General features: G+C 71.4%; 14 protein-coding genes. 5 read left to right on the forward strand and 9 right to left on the reverse strand.

From position 1 onward, the window contains the following. Positions 1 to 140: 140 nt before the first annotated feature. The 4 genes from VGO10_RS15110 to VGO10_RS15125 all read right to left on the reverse strand — a co-directional run bounded on the left by VGO10_RS15110 (position 141) and on the right by VGO10_RS15125 (position 3669). A complete protein-coding gene (locus VGO10_RS15110; RefSeq protein ID WP_327469781.1) occupies positions 141 to 1196 on the reverse strand; it encodes an SIS domain-containing protein in 1056 nt (351 codons plus the stop codon). Next, on the reverse strand, positions 1193 to 1864 hold the full coding sequence (locus VGO10_RS15115) for a GntR family transcriptional regulator (RefSeq protein ID WP_327469783.1): 672 nt from the start codon (positions 1862 to 1864) through the stop codon (positions 1193 to 1195). The genes VGO10_RS15110 and VGO10_RS15115 overlap by 4 nt, the downstream gene beginning before the upstream one ends. 62 nt (positions 1865 to 1926) lie before the next feature. Beyond that, positions 1927 to 3066 carry a substrate-binding domain-containing protein gene (locus tag VGO10_RS15120; RefSeq protein ID WP_327469785.1) on the reverse strand — a complete coding sequence of 380 codons (1140 nt, stop codon included), beginning with the start codon at positions 3064 to 3066 and terminating at the stop codon, positions 1927 to 1929. 84 nt (positions 3067 to 3150) lie between these two features. Further along, on the reverse strand, positions 3151 to 3669 hold the full coding sequence (locus VGO10_RS15125) for a hypothetical protein (RefSeq protein ID WP_327469787.1): 519 nt from the start codon (positions 3667 to 3669) through the stop codon (positions 3151 to 3153). Between the two features lie 109 nt (positions 3670 to 3778). Between VGO10_RS15125 and VGO10_RS15130 the strand changes: the two genes are divergently transcribed. Further along, on the forward strand, positions 3779 to 5335 hold the full coding sequence (locus VGO10_RS15130) for an aldehyde dehydrogenase family protein (RefSeq protein ID WP_327469789.1): 1557 nt from the start codon (positions 3779 to 3781) through the stop codon (positions 5333 to 5335). Positions 5336 to 5374: 39 nt separating this feature from the next. On the opposite strand, the gene VGO10_RS15135 is transcribed toward VGO10_RS15130, so the two are convergent. From VGO10_RS15135 to VGO10_RS15145, 3 genes are read right to left on the reverse strand one after another with little or no spacing between them, the layout of a single operon-like run. Then, a complete protein-coding gene (locus VGO10_RS15135) occupies positions 5375 to 5740 on the reverse strand; it encodes a response regulator (protein WP_327469791.1) in 366 nt (121 codons plus the stop codon). A 1-nt stretch (position 5741) separates the two neighbouring features. Next, positions 5742 to 6494 carry an HD-GYP domain-containing protein gene (locus VGO10_RS15140; protein ID WP_327469793.1) on the reverse strand — a complete coding sequence of 251 codons (753 nt, stop codon included), beginning with the start codon at positions 6492 to 6494 and terminating at the stop codon, positions 5742 to 5744. A gap of 8 nt (positions 6495 to 6502) precedes the next feature. Continuing rightward, positions 6503 to 8941 (reverse strand): ATP-binding protein, encoded by a 2439-nt coding sequence (locus VGO10_RS15145; protein WP_327469795.1) that lies wholly within the window; start codon positions 8939 to 8941, stop codon positions 6503 to 6505. Between the two features lie 269 nt (positions 8942 to 9210). Between VGO10_RS15145 and VGO10_RS15150 the strand changes: the two genes are divergently transcribed. From VGO10_RS15150 to VGO10_RS15160, 3 genes are read left to right on the forward strand one after another with little or no spacing between them, the layout of a single operon-like run. Then, a complete protein-coding gene (locus tag VGO10_RS15150) occupies positions 9211 to 10050 on the forward strand; it encodes an EamA family transporter (protein ID WP_327469797.1) in 840 nt (279 codons plus the stop codon). Beyond that, the gene (locus VGO10_RS15155; protein WP_327469799.1) at positions 10047 to 10943 is read left to right on the forward strand and encodes a cytochrome c oxidase assembly protein; all 897 of its coding nucleotides are present in this window, start codon (positions 10047 to 10049) and stop codon (positions 10941 to 10943) included. The genes VGO10_RS15150 and VGO10_RS15155 overlap by 4 nt, the downstream gene beginning before the upstream one ends. 51 nt (positions 10944 to 10994) lie before the next feature. Next, a complete protein-coding gene (locus VGO10_RS15160; RefSeq protein WP_327469801.1) occupies positions 10995 to 11159 on the forward strand; it encodes a hypothetical protein in 165 nt (54 codons plus the stop codon). 257 nt (positions 11160 to 11416) lie between these two features. Here VGO10_RS15160 and VGO10_RS15165 read toward each other — a convergent pair whose 3' ends face one another. Together VGO10_RS15165 and VGO10_RS15170 are read right to left on the reverse strand one after the other, a co-directional pair. Beyond that, the gene (locus tag VGO10_RS15165; protein WP_327469803.1) at positions 11417 to 12496 is read right to left on the reverse strand and encodes a phosphotransferase family protein; all 1080 of its coding nucleotides are present in this window, start codon (positions 12494 to 12496) and stop codon (positions 11417 to 11419) included. After that, entirely contained in the window at positions 12496 to 13725 is a 1230-nt protein-coding gene (locus tag VGO10_RS15170; protein WP_327469805.1) for an acyl-CoA dehydrogenase family protein, read from the reverse strand. The genes VGO10_RS15165 and VGO10_RS15170 overlap by 1 nt, the downstream gene beginning before the upstream one ends. A gap of 112 nt (positions 13726 to 13837) precedes the next feature. On the opposite strand from VGO10_RS15170, the gene VGO10_RS15175 reads away from it, so the two are divergent. Beyond that, positions 13838 to 15223 (forward strand): hypothetical protein, encoded by a 1386-nt coding sequence (locus VGO10_RS15175; RefSeq protein WP_327469807.1) that lies wholly within the window; start codon positions 13838 to 13840, stop codon positions 15221 to 15223. Positions 15224 to 15246: the final 23 nt, after the last annotated feature.

The raw sequence follows: 15246 nt of genomic DNA on the forward strand, positions 1-15246 counted from the left end.
CACCAGACGACACGGATCCACGGCGTGAGCGGACGACCGGCTGCGCCACGTGGCGCCGCTCCCGCTCGCTCTCCTCGGTGACGACGGATCACGCGTCGCACCCCGACCAACGCCGCGCACTGAGCGCCAAGGACGCAGCGCTACCTGGTCGCCGTGACCTTCGACAGCCCGAACGGCGCGTCGGGGTCGATGCCGCGCAGCAGCGAGAGCTCGCGGGCGAGTTGCTGGGCGCGGATGATCGCGGGGATGGCGGCGAGGCCGTCGCCGATCGCGGCTGGGATCGGCAGGTCGCCGTCGGGTGCGATCGCCAGGACGCGGCCGCCGCGCTCGCGGGCCGCGGCGGCGAACTCGGCGACGTCGGCGGCGGTCGGGCCTCCGGCAGCGAGCGTCAGGACGGGCAGCCCGCGGTGCACGACGGCGATCGGGCCGTGCAGGAAGTCGGCGGCTGAGGCGCCCTCGGCGAGGATGCCGGTCAACTCCTTGACCTTGAGCGCGGCCTCCAGCGCGGCGCCGAGCAGCAGGCCGCGCGCGATGGCGACGAGACCCTGCGCGGCGCCGATCGCGGTCGCTGCGGTGACCGCGGGGCCAACGTCGGCCAGCAGCTCGCCGACGGCGTCGGGGAGCGCGTCCCACGCACCGGCGTCCCACGGCAGGCGACCGCGACCCGCGTCTCCCGCCAGCGCCTCGGCCAGCACCGCAAAGGCGGCGAACTGCGCGGTCACCGTCTTGGTCGCCGGTACGGCCTGCTCGGCCCCGGCGGCCGTGGCGATCGTCGCGTCGGCGGCGTGGGCGAGCACGCTCTCGCGGTCGTTGGTGATCGCGACCGTCCGCGCGCCCGCGGCGCCGTAGCTCTCCAGCACCGAGACGATCTCCGGCGTGCGGCCCGACTGCGAGACGCCCACCGCCAGCCAGCCGTCCAGGCGATCTTGCGCGCCGTAGCGTGTGATCAGCGACGGCGCGGCCAGCGCCACCGGGCGGCGCGTCGCCAGCTCCAGCACGTAGCGGCCGAAGACCGCGGCGTTGTCGGAGGAGCCGCGCGCGACCAGGACGATGCCGGCGGGCGCGGTGTCGCCGAGGGCGGCGCGCAGCTCGGCGATGAGCTCGCTGCGGCGGCCCGCCAGCGCGGCGAGCACGCGCGGCTGCTCGGCCATCTCGGCGGTCATCCGGACACCCATCCCGCCCGCGCCTGCGCTCACAGCCGGCGCTCCTGGCGTAGCCGGATCTCATAGCGGTCGCCCCGAAAGAGCGACCACGCGTAGGCCAGCGGCTGCTCGTCGGCGTCCAGCAAGATGGTGTGGAACTTCAGCCCGGCGCGACCGGGCGCGACACGCAGCAGGTTGGCGTCCTCGCCGACGATCTCGACCGCGACGACCTGCTGATCGGCTGCCGGGAAGCGCACGCCGAAGCGCTCCTCCAACACGGTGAACAACGACGCGCCCTCGAGATCCTCGGCCGCCAGCGCGCCGAAGCGCGCCGCGGGCAGAAACGCCTCTTCCAAGGCCATCGGCTCGCCGTCGGCGGTCCGCACGCGCCGCACGCGGACGACCGCCGTACCGGGCGCGATCCCCAGCCGCCCGGCGACGAGCTCGTCGGCCGGCTCGGTCTCCTGCCCGAGGACCTGCGAGCCCGCCTTCAACCCGCGGGCCCGCATGTCCTCGGTAAACGAGCTGAGCGTCGCCGCCTGCGCCACGCGCGCCTCGGCCACGAACGTGCCGCGCCCCTGCACGCGCTCCACCATCCCCTCCGCGGCCAGCCGGGTGATCTCGGCGCGCACGGTCATCCGCGCGACGCCGTAGCGCTCGGCCAGCTCGCGCTCGGAGGGGAGGGGGTCGCCGGGCTTCAGCGCGTCGATCAAGTCCTCCATGATCGAACGCAGCTGCGTCCCTTTGGGGCTGGCGCGCGACAGCTTGCGAGGGAGCTCCGCCGTCACTGGATGCCGGCGTCCTTGCAGGCCGACGCGTAGGCCGAGGTGCAGACGTCGGCCGGCTTCAAGAACCCGTCCTTGATGATCGTGCTCTCGATGTTGTCCTTGTTGATCGCCAGCGTCGGGACCAGCACCGACGGGACCTGGCCCGCGCCGTTGTCGGTCTTGCTGGTCGTGATGCCTGACGGCACCGGCTTGCCCTGGGCCAGCGGCACGGCGATCTCGGCCGACTTGCCCGCGATCTCCTTCAGCGGCTGGTAGACGGTCATCAGCTGCTCGCCCGTGAGGATCCGCTGCACGCCGGTGACCTCGGCGTCCTGACCGGTGACGAAGAGCTTGTTGGGGCTCAGGCCTGCGGACTTCATCGCGGCGACCGCGCCGCCGGCCATGCCGTCGTTGGCGACGTAGACGGCGTCGAAGCCCGTCTTGCCCAGCGCCGTGATCGTCTGCTCCATCTCCTGCTGGGCCTTGTCGGGCGACCAGTCGGGCGTGTCATAGGACTTGACGATCTTCGCGCCGCCGGCCTTGTAGACCTGCTCGGCGCCCTTCTTGTAGGGCGCGGAGTTGGAGTCGGTCGGCGAGCCGTTGATCATCACGATCCTGGGGTTGGCCTTGCCGGCGGCCTTGAGCGCCTCGAGCTGCACCTGGGCCTGCTGCTGGCCGACCTTGAAGGGGTCGATCGACACGTAGTAGTCCAGCGGAGCGTTGGCGACGAGGCGACCGTAGCTGAGGACGGGGATCTTCGCCTGCCGGGCGCGGTTGACGATCGAGCCGGCCGAGGCGACGTCGACGGCGTCGAGGACGAGGACCTTGGCGCCGCGCGTGATCGCGGCTTCGGCCTGTTGCTGCTGCTTGGCGGCGTCCTGCGTGGCGTTCTCGTAGATGATCTCGCAGTTCGGACACAGCTCCTTGACCTTGGCGGTGAAGAACGGCTTGTCCTGGTTCTCGTAGCGCGCGGTCTTGTTCTCGGGCAGGAGCAGGGCGATCTTCGCGCCCGCGCCCGAAGACGAGGCCGTCGTCGAGCTGCCCGAGCTGTTGTTGTCGTCGTTGGACCCGCAGCCGGCCGTGAGCGCCGTGAGCGCCGCGAGCGACGTCGCCAGCAAGACAGCGACGGTTGCCCGTGGGTGGAACGTGGGGAACATCTCTTTCTCCTCCTCGGTGAAGCGTGCCGGCCAGACCGTAGCACTACTGGTATAGACCAGCAAGGAGAAGTGGACTACACCAATTCAGGGAGCGACGGATGCGTCGGGTGTGGCGGGGTTCGGGATCGTGACCCCCGCGCTGCTGTCGGCCGGCGGCGTGGCGGCGCCGGTGCTCGCGCTCGTGCCGGGATCCGACGGCGGCACGGTGGTCTGGCTGCCGTCGCCGGGGGTGGTCTCCGTGGTGCCGCCAGGCGTCGACGCGGCCGGGTCGGTGGGAACGGTCTCGGTTCCGGGGCGTGGCTCGACGCCCGAGCCGGTCGGGCTCGGGCGCGCGCTGCCGCCCGTGGAGCGCGGCGCCCTGGCCGGTGCGGCGGCGCTGGAGGACGGCGACGGGCTCACGCTCGCGTGGTGGCCCCGGAGCGCGCGCCGGTGCGAGCGCAGGCGCACGGAGCGCGATGCCGACCCCGCGGTCGTCGCGGTGGACGTGGTCGGGGACACACCGGACCCCGCGGCGGCCCCATCGTCGCCTGCGCGAACGACCAGGACGGCGGCGAGCGCCAGCAGGGCACCCGTGAAGAAGAAGAGGAGATGGCGGCGGAGCACGACGTTCTCGTAACGAGTGTGACGCGGAGCAGGTGACGCCGTTTCCCGTGCGGACAATCAGCCGGTAGGCTTGACACCCCGTCAAAGCAACGCGACCGGAGATGGACGCATGGCAGGTATCCAGGAGCAGGAGCAGGTCGATGTCGCCGCCCCCGAGGTGGCCGTCCCCGCTGCGCGCGAGTTTGCCGTCGAGAACCCGGCCACCGGCGAGGTCATCGCCCACTGTCCGGATCTCGGTGCCGAGGAGATCGCCGCCATGGCGCGGCGCGGCCGTGAGGTTCAGCCGGCGTGGGAGGCCCTCGGCTTCGAGGGTCGCGGGCGCATCCTGAAGCGGATGCAGAAGTGGCTGATCGACCACCAGGAGGAGGTCATCGCCGTCATCCGGTCAGAGACCGGCAAGACCTATGAGGACGCGCTGATCGCCGAGATCTCTTACGGCGCCGCGGCCTTCGGCTTCTGGGCCACCAACGCCGAGAAGTACCTGGCCGAGGAGAAGGTCAAGTCCTCCGCCATCCTGGTCAAGGGCAAGAAGCTGCGCCTGCGGTACAAGCCGCTCGGCCTGGTCGGCGTCATCGGACCGTGGAACTACCCGCTGACCAACTCGTTCGGCGATTGCGTCCCGGCGCTGGCCGCCGGCAACAGCGTGATCCTCAAGCCGTCGGAGATCACCCCGCTGACCTCGCTCAAGCTCGCCGAGGGCCTGAAGGCGTGCGGCATCCCCGACGGCGTCTTCCAGGTCGCCACCGGCCTGGGCGCCACCGGCGCCGCGCTGGTCGATCAGGTCGACATGATCATGTTCACCGGCTCGACGGCGACCGGCAAGAAGGTCATGAAGACCGCCGCCGACACGCTCACCCCGGTCTCGCTGGAGCTCGGCGGCAAGGACCCGATGATCGTCCTGGCCGACGCCGACGTCGAGCGTGCCGCCAACACCGCGTTGTACTACGGCATGCTCAACGGCGGGCAGACCTGCATCTCGATCGAGCGCGTCTACGTCGAGTCGCCGGTCTATGACGAGTTCGTCGCGAAGGTCACCGAGAAGGCCCGCGCGCTGCGCCAGGGCGACGGCGGCGCCGGCACCGCGGACGTCGGGTCGATGACGTTCCCGCCGCAGGTCGACATCGTCGAGCGCCACGTCGAGGACGCCAAGGCCAAGGGCGCCCGCGTCGTCGTCGGCGGTTCGCGAGGCCACCATGACAAGGGCTACTGGTACGAGCCGACGGTCCTGGTCGACGTCGACCACACCATGTTGGCCATGACCGAGGAGACCTTCGGGCCGACGCTGCCGATCATGAAGGTCCGTGACGAGGAGGAGGCCATCACGCTGGCCAACGACTCGCCCTACGGTCTGGGCGCCTCGGTCTTCGGCAAGGACACCGGCCATGCCGAGGCGGTCGCGCGGCGGATCGACGCCGGCGCGGTCTGCGTCAACGACGCGCTGGTCAACTACAGCGCGCTGGAGCTGCCGATGGGCGGCGCCAAGGCTTCCGGCCTCGGCACCCGCCACGGCGCCGGCGGCATCCGCAAGTACTGCCAGCAGCAGGCCGTCTTGATCACGCCCCTCGCGCTCAAGAAGGACCCGCACATGTACCCCTACAACGCCAAGATGACGGGGCGGCTGAGCAAGCTGTTCAAGTTCCTCTACGGCCGCGGGGACCGCGGCTAGGAGTCATCGAGCGGGCGCGCCTTCGCGGGCGCGCCCCGCTCAGGCCAGCTCGTCGACCAGCCGCAGCAGGTCGAGCGGGCTGAACGGCTTGGTGAGGAAGAGGTCGGCGCCCGCAGTTCGGGCCCGAGTCTCGTTCTCTTGCGCGCCGGCGGCGGTGAGCATGACGATCGTCGCCTTCGCCGCGCCGTTGTCCTGCGCGCGGATCAGCCGGCAGGCCTCGATGCCGTCCATGCGCGGCATGTCGATGTCGAGGAACACCAGCTCGGGGTGGACCTCGGAGGCCAGTGCGACGGCCTCGACGCCGTTGGCGGCCTCGTGCAGCTGAAAGCCCGCGACGTCCTCGAGGGTCGTGGACACGAGCTTGCGGATGAACGGGTCGTCGTCAACGATCAGGACACTGCGCACGTCAGCCGACCTCGCGTCGGATGTCGTCGAGGCGCGTGAGCGAGATCTGCATGAACGCGTCCACGACCTCGGGGTCGAACTGCGTCCCGGAGGACTCGGCGATCATGTCACGCGCAACGGCAAGCGGCGACGGTGGCCGGTAGGGCCGGATGGTCGTTAGGGCGTCGAGGACGTCAGCGACCGAGAACACGCGAGCGGCCAGCGGGATCGCGTCGCCGGCCAGCCCGTCGGGATAGCCCGCGCCGTCCCAGCGCTCGTGGTGGTGGCGGACGACGAGCTTGGCCTCGCCGAGGAAGTCGATCTCGCGCAGGATCTCCCAGCCGACGAGCGAGTGGCGCTCCATCAGCGTGCGCTCCTCGGGCGTCAACGGCTCGGGCTTCCAGAGGATCGAGTCGGGCACCGCGACCTTGCCGACGTCGTGCAACAGGAAGCCGAACTCGACCTCGGGGTCGTCGCAGAACGGCGCGTCGAGGACGCGGGCGATCTCCATGCCATAGGCGGCGACGCGCTCGGCGTGCTTGCCGGTGTAGGCATCGCGCGCCTCGACGGCGTTGCACAGCGCCCGCACCGTGGCCATGTAAGAGCGGCGCAGCTCATGGCGACGCTCGCGCTCGCGCTTGAACGTCTCGCGCAGATCGGCGGCATAGCGCTCGAGCTGCTGCTCCTTCTCGGCGGCCGAACGCTCGACGGTGGCCAAGCGCTCCTGCAGCACCGAGATATCGGTGATGGTCCCCTTGCCTGGCATGTCCTCCATCGGCGAGCCTACAAGTCCGCCGCGGCTGCGGGCTCCAAGAGGGCTAGGACGGCGGCGCCCGCCTCGCCGACGGAGATCGGCTCGGCGTCCAGCCGCGCGAAGCCGGGGGCACCGCCGTCGTCGTCGGCCGAGACGACGACGACCGAGCGGCGCAGGCGGCGCCCGCGCAGGTCCAGGCCGGCGATCGCGGCCTCGACGTCGGGCAGCCCCGCATCGACCAGCGCGACCTCGAAGCGGCGCATGGCACACAGCCGCGCGGCCTCCAGCGGCGTGCTCGCCCACTCGTGCTCGATCGCGAGGTCATCCAGCGCCTGGCGCAGGTTGGTGCGCATGTCGGGCCGGCCGACGGCCAGGACCCGGACACGGCCGGCCATGACGGCGGAGCCCAGCGCGTCGGCCAGCTCCTCGGCGTCGATCGGCTTGGAGACGACCCACTCGCCGCTCAGCGCCTCACGGCCGGAGAAGACCGAGACGACGACGACCGGAAGATCCGCGAGCCGCGGGTCGGCGCGCAGCTCGCGCAGGACCTCGAAGCCGCTGACGCCCGGCATCAGGACGTCGAGCGTCATCGCGTCGAAGTCCTCGGTGCGCAGCCGCTCCAGCGCGGTCGCGCCGTCGTGGACGATCTCGCAGCTGACGCCGAAGGGCTCCAGCCGCTCGGCGATCAGCCGCGCGGTCTCGGGCTCGTCGTCCATGACCAGGACGCGGCGGCCGCGCAGCGCGTCGGACGGGCGGGTGACGACGCCCGGGCCCGGCGCGGCGGGCAGCGTGATCGCGAAGGTCGTGCCCTCGCCGGGCGTGGAGGCGACGTCGATCGTGCCGCCGTGGAGGTCGACCAGCGACTTGACGATCGAGAGGCCCAGGCCGGTGCCTGGCGTGCCGGTCGAGCCGGCCCCGCGCGAGAAGCGCTCGAAGACGTGCTCGAGCTCGGCGGGCGTCATGCCGTGGCCGGTGTCGGAGATCTCGATCCGCACGCCCGCGCCGAGCTGGGAGGCGCTGAGGCTGAGGCGACCGCCTTCGTCGGTGTAAAGGTGCGCGTTGGTCACCAGGTTGGTGAGCATCTGACGCAGGCGCGTGGCGTCGGCCAGGATCCGCGGCGTGTCGGGGGCGACGTCGATCTTCAGCTCCTGATCCTTGGCCTCGATCCGCCCGGCCAGCAGCGTCGTGACGTCCGCGAGGACCTCGCCGACGTCGACGGGCCGGCGATGCACCTCGACACGCCCGGCCTCCAGGCGCGCGACGTCGAGCAGATCGTTGACGAGGTCGACGAGCCGGTTGGTGGAGACCAGGACGATGTCGAGGAACTCGCGCTGGCGGTCGTCGAGCCCGTCGCCGGCGCGCAGCAGCTCGACGAAGCCCTTGATCGAGGTCAGCGGCGAGCGCAGCTCATGCGAGGCGGTCGCGACGAACTCGCTCTTGAGGCGCTCCAGACGGGCGCGCTCGGTCGCGTCGCGCAGCGTCCAGACGGTGCCACCATCAGCGTGCTCCTCCAGCCGCGCGGCGGTCACGGCGAGCGTGCGGCCGTCGTGCTCCAACAGGATCTCGACGCCGAGCGCCTCGTCGACGGGCGGCAGGACGAGCCCGCCGACCTCGGGCGGATGGCCGACCTTCAACTCCGGGGCCAGGCGCAGCGCACGCGGGTTGGCCGAGGAGACCAGGCCCTCCTCGTCGATGATCAGCAGGCCGTCGCCGAGGCTGCGGACCGTGACTGCCAGCCTTCTTCGCTCGGCCTCGAGCCGCTCGTTGGCCTCTTCGAGGTCGACGGCCATCGCGTTGAAGGAGCGGCCGAGCTGGCGCAGTTCGTCAGGACCGGTGTTGTCGTTGACGCGCGCGGTCAGGTCGCCGCCCGCGAGCCGCGCCGAGGCGTCAACGAGGCTCTCCAGGGGACGGCGGACACCGGCCAGCAGGAGCGCGACCAGCGCGATCGCGCCCGCCAGCGCCAGGCCGCCGGCGGCGGTGATCGAGGCGAGCGCCTGGCGCGAGTCGTCGCGGGCGGCGTCGTCGGCCTTGCCGAGCCGGTCGTCCTGGCGGCGCGAGAGGGCGGCAATTGGCGCGCGGGCGGCGAGCGCAGCGCCTGAGGGGGCGTTGGGCCGGCGCAGGCGCCCCTGCGCGGCGCCGGCCTGCTCGACGAGCTTCATGCTCTGCGGATCGTCGGCCGCGCGGCGGCGGGTGTCGGTCAGCGCCTGGGTGTAGGCGGCCCTGGCGCGGGCGTCGCCGGCCGGGGTCCGATCGGCGCTAGGAGCCCGCAGCGTGGCCTCCTCGACGACCGAGGCGGCCAGCAGTTTGCCCGCCGAGGCTTTGACCTCGTAGGCATGGGCGAGTTGGTCTTCGTAATGCTGCCGGGAGGAGTACAGCGCGCCCACGCCGAATCCCGCGATCGCTGTGAGAGCGATCGTCAATCCAAGAAGCGCAAGTTGGACCGAGCGCGCGATGGATAGCCGGCGCACGCGCGGGACGGTACCGGGCGGGGGAGACGCGCGCCGACGTTTCTCGCGCGCGGCATTGCCGGTCGTGCTCGTCGGAGTGGCCGTGGCGGCGGTCGCGACGGTCGGCGACGGCGGTGTCGGGCGTGCGCATTACCTGCGCCAGCTGGTGTTCGGGCCGGCCGGATCGACGGTGTCCCAGCAGGCCCCGCGGCCCGTCTCGGCGATCGAAGTGGCGCCGCCGATGCCGGCCGTGCCCCTCGCCGCGCGCACCCTGCCACGATCCTCGGGCAATGGCCATCGTGCTCGCCCTCGCCGCCGCAGCCTCCTGGGGCCTGGCGGACTTCCTCGCCGGGCTCGCTAGCCGCCGCATCAGCGTCCCGGTCGTCCTCCTGTTGGTCGAGGGCGGCGGCCTCGTGGTGATCGTCATCGTGGCGGCGATTTGGGGCGGCCCGTTCTTCGATGATCCCCAGGACTTCTGGTCGGCCGTCGGCGCCGGGCTGTCGGGGGTTGTGGGCCTCGGCTGCTTTTACCGCGCGCTGGCGATTGGGACGATGAGCGTCGTCGCGCCGATCTCCTCGGCCGGCGTCGCGCTGCCGGTCGTGGTCGGGATCGCGACCGGGAACCGACCGTCGGTGGTCACCACGGTGGGGCTGGCGGCGATCGTCGTGGGCGTCGTGCTCGCCTCGCGCGAGGAGCACGACGGCGCCGAGGCGACCGCGGCGGGGCGCCAGGCACTCGGGCTGGCGCTGCTGTCGGCGATCGGCTTCGGCGGCTTCTTCGTGCTGATCGATGCACCGGCCGACGTCTCGGTGCCGTGGACGCTGGTGGTCTCGCGCGGGTCGGCGGTGCCGTTCGTGGCGTTGGTCGTCCTGCGCCTGCGGCCGGCCTTCCCGGCGGCGCGGCTCGGGCTCGGGATCGCGGCGGTGGGCTGCATCGACCTGCTGGCGACGGCGCTGCTGTCGATCGCCCAGACCGAGGGCGATCTCAGCGTCGTCTCGGTGCTCGGCGGCATGTACCCGGTCGCGACCGTGCTGCTGGCCGCGATGGTGCTGCACGAGCGCGTGCGCGCGCCGCAGCTCGTGGGGATCGTGTGCGCGCTCGGCGGCGTGGGAGCGGTTGCGGCCGGATGAGCTCTTTGGCTGCCGCCAGCTTCACCTTCGCGCCGCTGCAGCTCGCGCCCGCGGCGGTCAGCGTGGCGCTCTACGCGCGGCGCGTGCGGACGCTGGACGGGACGCCGCGCGCGGTGCCGGGCCTGCGGCAGTGGTCGTTCTACAGCGGGGTCGCGCTGATCGTCGCGGGGCTCGTCTCGCCGCTGTCGACCTACAGCGAGGAGCTGTTCTGGGCGCACATGGTCGAGCACCTCGTGATCACCGACCTCGGCGCGCTGCTGCTCGTGCTCGGCCTCACCGGTCCCCTGCTGGCCCCGATCCTGCGCATCGGCCTCTTCGACCGGCTGCGGGTGCTGGCCCATCCGCTGGTCGCGCTGCCGCTGTGGGCGATCGATCTGTATGCCTGGCACATCCCGGCGCTCCACGAGGCCGCGCTGCACCACGACGGCGTCCACGCGCTGCAGCACCTGTGCTTCATCTTCTTCGGCGCCAACATGTGGATGTGCCTCTTCGGGCCGTTGCCGACGCCGGCGTGGTTCAACACGGCCTGGAAGGCGGGGTACATCGTGGCGGTGCGGCTGGTGGGGGCTGCGCTGGCCAACGCGTTCCTCTTTGGCGGCAGCGCGTTCTACCCCGCCTACGCCGCCGGTGAGGCGGCGCACGGGTTGGCGCCCGGCACCGATCAGGTCGTCGCCGGCTCGATCATGATGGTCGAGGAGTCGCTGCTGACGATCGGCCTCTTCTGTTGGCTCTTCCTGCGTGCGGCGCGCGAGAACGACGAGCGCCAGGAGCTGCTGGACCTCGCGACCGCGCGCGGCGTGGCGCTGACCGACGAGCGCGCGGCGCGCGCGGTGTCGGCTGGACGAGGGCCGGAGCTGCGCGCCCGTATCGAGCGTGACGCTGAGCAACACTGAGCGGCATTCGCGCGTTTGCTGACCGTCAGGTCAGGGGACGTCCAGGGCAGAATGTCGACGCGCTTCAAGGAACAGGTTCGCCAACTCGCTCGTGGCCCCGAGGGCCGGCGCATCGCCGAGGAGGCCAAGCGCCTCGCGCGCGATCCGCGCACCCGCGCCCGGATCGACGAGGCACGCAAACGCCTCGCGACGCCACAGCGCGGCAAGCCGGCGTAGGCGCGAGCGGCGCCGCGAGCTCAGGCCGTCGCGTCGCTGGCGTTCAGTGCGCGGCACTGGTCGCGATGCGGCGCGTGGTCTGTTGGCAGCGAAGAGAGCGAGCGGGATCGGTGGTGCCACCGCCTCCGGTCGTCCGCCCACCCTCGGGGTCGAGCATCCGTACCCACGGTCCGGGTCGCTCTGGACCCAAGTATGGGGGCGAAATCGACCCGGACCCCGGCGTCTCGACGATGCGGCCGCGAATCCCCGCTCGCGCCTCACTCCCCGCGCGTCAACCCCTCCGCCCGCTCCGCCAGCCCCACAACTCCATCCCCGAACGCCTTCAGATACGGGTCATCACTCATCCCCGACGACGCTCGCCGGAAGTTCCCCTCCATGAAGACGATCGACTTCCACAGCGCGAGCGTCTGGTACCAGCGGATGTCGGTCATCGACCGGCCCGACCGCTCCTCGTACCGTGCGACGAGCTCGGCGCGCGTCGGCCAGCCCTCCTCGCGCGTCACACCCGACAGCTCAAACTTCCCCAGGGACGGGTCGTCGCGCTCGACGTAGAGCGTGCAGAAGTACCCAAGGTCAGCCAGCGGATCGCCGATCGTCGACATCTCCCAGTCCAAAACAGCGGCGATCGCCGCCGGCGGCTCGGGCGCGAGCAGGACGTTGCCCAGGCGGTAGTCGCCGTGGACGATCGTGGCGGTGGGAGACGCCGGGAGGTTCTCCTCCAACCACGAGCCGACGACCTCGACGGCCGGGATCTCACGGGTCTTGTTGTGCTCCCACAACCCGCGGAACCGCCGCAGCTGGCGCTCCAGATAGCCGTCAGGCTTGCCGAAGCCCTCCAGGCCCGCCGCGCGCCAGTCGACCCCGTGGATCTCCACCAACGCGTCGATCAGCTCGTTCGCCGTCCGCGACCGTTCGGCAGGCGAGTCCAGGCCGACCGGCATCGTGCCGGTGACGACGTGGCCGATGACCTCTTCCATCACGTAGAACGGCGCGCCGAGCACGGCCTCGTCGTCGCAGACGGCCAGGACCCGCGGCACGCGTGCCCGCCCTTCCAACGCGCGCAGCACCCGCGCCTCGCGCAGCATGTCGTTGGCTGACGGCGGGATCGGCGGCCGCGGCGGGCGGCGCAGGACGAACCGGGCCCCGCCGCGGTCAAAGAGGTAGGTCGCGTTGGAGTGCCCGTCGCCGATCGGCCGGATCGTCGGCTCGCCGTCGCCGAGGTCGTGCTCGTCGAGGAACGTCAGCAGCGGGTCGAGGACCAGCAGCGGTGGCCGCTCGTTGGCGGCTGCCTCTTCGAACGTGCGGACGATGTCGTCGTCGGCGATCTCGTGGGCCATCAGGCCAGGTCTCCTGTCGCGGCCTTGGTCGACTCACCCTGCATGGCGAGCTTGAGCAGCTCGCGTGCGATCGTCATTCGGTGCACCTCCGAGGCGCCGTCGTAGATGCGCGCGGCGCGCGCATCCTGGTAGATCCTGCCGACCGGGAGGTCGAGGGCGATGCCCGCCGCACCGTGGATCTGCACGGCGCGGTCGGCGATGCGGCCGAACGCCTCCGACACGTAGGTCTTGGTCATCGCGACCTCCTGGCGATGGGGGAGGCCGTGCTCGAGCTTCCAGGCGGTGTGCAGCACCATCAGCCGCGAGGCGTACAAGTCGATCGCCGAGTCGGCGATCATCGCCTGCAGCATCTGGTGGCGCGCGAGCTCCTTGCCGAAGGACTTGCGCTGCAGGAGCCGCGCGGTGGCGAGGTCCAGCGCGCGCTGCGACATGCCGATCCAGCGCATCGCGTGCGCCAGGCGCCCGCCGGCCAAACGCTTCTGCGCGATCACGAAGCCCTCGCCCTCGCCACCGAGCAGGTTGGTGATCGGGACGCGGACGTCCTCGATCGAGATGATCGGATGACCGCCGGGGGAGTGGCTGCCCATCCACTCGGGGTCGCGCTCGACGGTCCAGCCGGGGGTGTCGGTCGGCACGAGGATGAGCGAGTAGTTGCGGTGGCCGGCGGCGCTGTCCTCGCCGGTCTTGGCGACCAGGATCGAGAACGCCGCGCCGATCGCGCCCGTGATGCACCACTTGCGCCCGTTGAGGATCCACTCGGCGCCGTCCTCGGAGCGCACCGCCGTGGTCTCCAAGTTGGTGGGGTCGCTCGACGCCACATCCGGCTCGGTCATCGCAAAGCACGATCGGATGCGCCCCTCGCCCAGCGGTCGCAACCAGCGCTCCTTCTGCTCCTCGCTGCCCGCCAGCAGCAACGTGTGCATGTTGCCCTCATCCGGCGCCATGCAGTTCATCCCCAACGCCGCCAGCGGCGCGGCACCGACCTCCTGGGAGATCAGCGCCATCCCGAGCACGCCGACCCCGAGGCCGCCGTACTCCTCGGGCAGATGCGGGGTGAAGATCCCACGCTCGCGCGCGCGGTCGCGCAGCCGCTCGACGACGTCCCACGAGCCCAAGACGTCTTCGGGGTCGGTGATCTCCGCCTCCGCCGGCAGGACGTCTTGCGAGATGTAGTCCTTGATGCGCTCCAGCAGGGACTGCAGCTCGTCCGGCACGGTGAAGTCGATCACACCCGAAGTATGAGAGATCGAGCCCTCACGGAACGTTCGCGCAACTTCGCTCGTCGCTAGCGTGTCCCACTTCGTGATGCCCGCATCTGCACGCCCCCAGCTCCTCGCCGTGATGGCGACCCTCCTCGCCGCCCTCGCGTTTGCCGCCATTTCGGCCGCGCCGGCACACGCGAGCAAAGGCGAGGAAGTGACCTTCGAGGCGCCGCGCGACCTCTTCGATCCGGCGCAGCGCGAGGCGGCGTTCTCGGAGATCGACAGCCTCGGCGCCCACGCGCTGCGCATCGTCCTCTACTGGCAGGACGTCGCGCCCGACGCCGCGTCGCGCGTCAAGCCCAAGCTCGACATGACCGACCCCGCCAGCTACGACTGGTCCAAGTACCAGCCGGTGCTCGACGAGGCCAAGGCGCGCGGCTGGACCGTGCAGGTCACGGCATCGGGCCCGGTGCCGCGGTGGGCGACCAACGGCGCGCGCGACAACACCACGCGCCCGAGCCCCAACGAGTTCCGCATGTTCATGACCGCGTTGTCCAAGCACTTCGGTGACGAGGTCACGCGCTGGTCGATTTGGAACGAGCCCAACCACCCGCAGTTCCTCGATCCGCAGTACGACTCCAAGCACAAGCCTGCATCGCCCCAGATCTACCGCGGGCTCTACGCCGCCGCGCTGCGCGGCCTCGCCGACGCCGGCGACACCAAGCCCGTGCTGATGGGCGAGACGGCGCCGACCGGCACCACCAAGGACGTCGCGCCGCTGACGTTCCTGCGCGGCGCGCTCTGCCTCAACGACAACTACAAGAAGGTCGGCTCTTGCGCCAAGCTGCGCGTCGACGGCTACGCGCACCACGCCTACACCAACCGCTCCGGCCCGCTCTTCAAGACGACGCATCCCAACGACGTGATGATCGGCGTGCTGGGGCGCCTGGTCACCGCGCTCGACAAGGCCGCCGCGGCGGGCGCCGTCAACAAGAAGCTGCCGATCTACCTCACCGAGTTCGGCATCCAGTCGGTGCCGGACCCCTCCTTTGGCGTCAGCCTGCAGCGCCAGGCCGAGTACCGCTCCTACTCCGAGCGCATCGCCTATTACAACTCGCGCGTCGCGGCGTTCTCGCAGTACCTGCTGACCGACGACCTGCCGCACCTGGACGGACCCGCGTCGCAGAAGTACAGCGGCTTCGAGTCTGGCTTGCGCACAACAGACGGCAAGGCCAAGCCGGCGCTCGACGGCTTCCGCCTTCCGCTGGTCGCCAAGAAGAGCAAGGGCTCGACCAAGGTGTCGCTCTGGGGCCTCGCACGACCGGCCAAGGGCGCCACCAAGGTCACCGTCCAGCAGCGCGACGGCAGCGCCTCGTGGAAGACCATCAAGACGGTGAGCACCGACAGCCACGGCTACTGGACCTCGACCGCGAGCCTCGGCGGCGCCAAGCGCGCGTGGCGCGTGGAATGGACCGACCCCCAGGGCAAGCAGTGGACCGGCCCGGCGACGCGCGCGCTCGGCTGAGCCGTCGTCGCTAGGGTCCGCTT

Origin of the sequence: Baekduia sp. (assembly GCF_035996765.1) — a bacterium.
Taxonomy (GTDB): domain Bacteria; phylum Actinomycetota; class Thermoleophilia; order Solirubrobacterales; family Solirubrobacteraceae; genus Baekduia.